This is a genomic window from Moorena sp. SIO2C4 (genome assembly GCF_010672485.1).
GTDB lineage: Bacteria > Cyanobacteriota > Cyanobacteriia > Cyanobacteriales > Coleofasciculaceae > Moorena > Moorena producens.
Genome location: NZ_JAAHGN010001124.1, coordinates 1 through 2,342, shown reverse-complemented (window position 1 = coordinate 2,342; position 2,342 = coordinate 1). Strand labels below are relative to the sequence as shown.

At 48.0% G+C, this 2,342-nt stretch carries 2 protein-coding genes and 1 pseudogene; 2 read left to right on the top strand and 1 reads right to left on the bottom strand.

All coding sequences use genetic code 11. From position 1 onward, the window contains the following. Nucleotides 1-386 (bottom strand): cupin domain-containing protein (locus F6K20_RS34555; protein WP_287297811.1); only part of this gene is annotated, 386 nt, incomplete at its 3' end. A gap of 583 nt (nucleotides 387-969) precedes the next feature. Between F6K20_RS34555 and F6K20_RS34550 the strand changes: the two genes are divergently transcribed. Together F6K20_RS34550 and F6K20_RS34545 are read left to right on the top strand one after the other, a co-directional pair. Further along, the gene (locus tag F6K20_RS34550) at nucleotides 970-1,965 is read left to right on the top strand and encodes an AraC family transcriptional regulator (protein ID WP_202799268.1); all 996 of its coding nucleotides are present in this window, start codon (nucleotides 970-972) and stop codon (nucleotides 1,963-1,965) included. A 188-nt stretch (nucleotides 1,966-2,153) separates the two neighbouring features. After that, nucleotides 2,154-2,342 (top strand): annotated as a pseudogene (locus tag F6K20_RS34545) (hypothetical protein); the annotation flags it as partial.

Genomic DNA, 2,342 nt, shown 5'->3' with positions numbered 1-2,342 from the left:
TCCTTGATCAGCCTTGGAATTTCGTCGAGAGCAAAAACCATGCCCCAGTCCCGCTCTGCGTTCGCGAGACCCTTGCGATCGCCCCCCTTCAAGGAGTCAACAAACCCCTCAAAGGTTTCCTGACCTGACAGCTCGATGTAATGAGCCGGTGTATCGGTGGAGTTCCAGAAAGCATGGACAATGCCCCGTGGCTTTTGGACGTAGCTTCCCGCAGGAGCTGTGAACCTTAGTCCATCTGCACCGCCAATCTCGAACACAAGTTCACTGGAGATCACGTAGACCAGTTGATCGCAAAACTTATGGCTGTGGGGTGACAGCAAGTGACCGGGATTGATCACACCCTGCATCACTGAGAAATCACCACCCATGTCTCTGGATCGGGCCATGATTATCATGTCGGTGGCTGTCCTTTCTCCTTCACCAGGTTTCTTAAGGAGATCCTGGGCATCAAATCGATCGTTTACATTGTATTCACTCATTGTTCTACTCCTTTAATCTCGCTTTACTGAAAAATTTCTTGACTAAATTTAAAGGTGCAACCCTGTCATCAAATGCCTTACAAATGGCAAACCAATAATGCAGCTCATGGGGCACTATAATGGTTTTGAAATAGTAAGCATTCAGCTTAAGCGCTACGCGCACGCTACGCGAACAGCTAATGGGCTAACTCCCAGCGTCGAAGCCTGTGCTACTATCAGCTTTTGAATGAAAGAGCTAAGCATTCGTTTAATCTCAGTTCCCTGGCCTTTCGGCTACGCTACGGGAACGCCCAAGCTAGGAATTTATAGTCTTTGGCTTTGAGTCCGTTGAACTGATCAGTCGAATAGCTTGTTTTAAGCTGACGGCTGAGAGCTGAGAGCTGAATGCTTAAGAGCTTTCTATAACCAAATTGCCATCTTTAACAGAGGTGTGATAAGGACAATGGGCGCACCAAAACGGACATTTCGCGACAGATTGCACAAACCCGAAATGCTAGCTAGCGTGGTGGCGAGTACCGTAGCTTATGCAGTGGCACGGGGAGTGGACATGGAACAGATCACTGCCGCCACAGGACTAACCCGTACCGATCTGCTCGATCCCGATGCCCACCTGTCTCAACACCTGGTACCAACGGTATGGCGCTTACTGACCAAGGCTTACCCAGGAGAAGCGATCGCACTCCACATGGCCAGTGCTACTCCCTTCTCATACTTTGGAACACTAGCCTATGGAGCTAGATATGCTGAAAATCTCAGACAAGCGTTGCAGAACTTAGTGCGCTATCGGTCTGTGCTATCGGATCAACTGCACATCGCCCTGATTGAGTCCTCCTCAGAGGGAATTTTACAAATGCATCATCCGATGGATGCCGAGGATGGGGGTTGCGCGGCTGAAGTGGGACTAGCTTTGGGGTTGCGCTATATGCGGGAAATTCTGGGAGCGGATGATCTCCTTGTGCGCGTGGACTTTAATCACCTGCCCTTCGGACCAATCCAGGTTTATGAGGAGTTCTTTGGTACCCCAGTATGCTTTCAACAATCCCACAATGCCTTTGTCTTTCGTCAAGGGGCCCTAGACCTACCCACCAAACAGCCTGATCCGGATCTATTTCGTTATATCCAGAGCCATCTAGACCTGGTGCGAGAACGGTTAGCAGGTTCTAGTGATTCTCCGGAACTATCTAGAGTCCGTGATGCGATCGCTCACAATGCTGAACGTTCTGAATATGGTGCAGAGGCTCTAGCACGAAAGATGAACATGAGTCTTCGTGCTTTACAACGCTTGACCCAAGACCATGGTATCACCGTTCGGCAATTGTTAGACGAAACTCGTCAAGCAAACGCACAACAGTTCCTCAGTGACCCCAGACTCAGTATCGAAGCCATATCTTGTTTGCTGGGTTACTCAGAAGATCGTGCATTCCGCAGAGCCTTCAAGCGTTGGACCGGGCACACCCCTGCCGAGTTCCGGCGGAATGTTGGATAAGTATTTTAGATTTAGATATTTACGAGGCTCAGAGGCTTATGCGATCGCACTTGCCTAAGTGAGCAAGATTACTATAGACGAGCATAATCTACTATTATAGCCAATTGACCCTTCATGAAATTAAATCTAAACTAACCTGTAATCTAAACTAACCTGTAACCTGTAACTTCCGGTTTTTATTATGTGTTATGAGTTATGACAGTACCCTGAAATATTTGGTGGAACAATATCCCCAATCCTTTACCCGTTGGTTGTGGAACCAGGAACCACCAGAAGATATAGAAATTCTCAACACCGAATTAAGCACAGAACCAATTCGGGCAGATGCCTTGTTTTTTGTGCGAGTTGCTGATGCTATTTTGCATCTAGAATTTCAA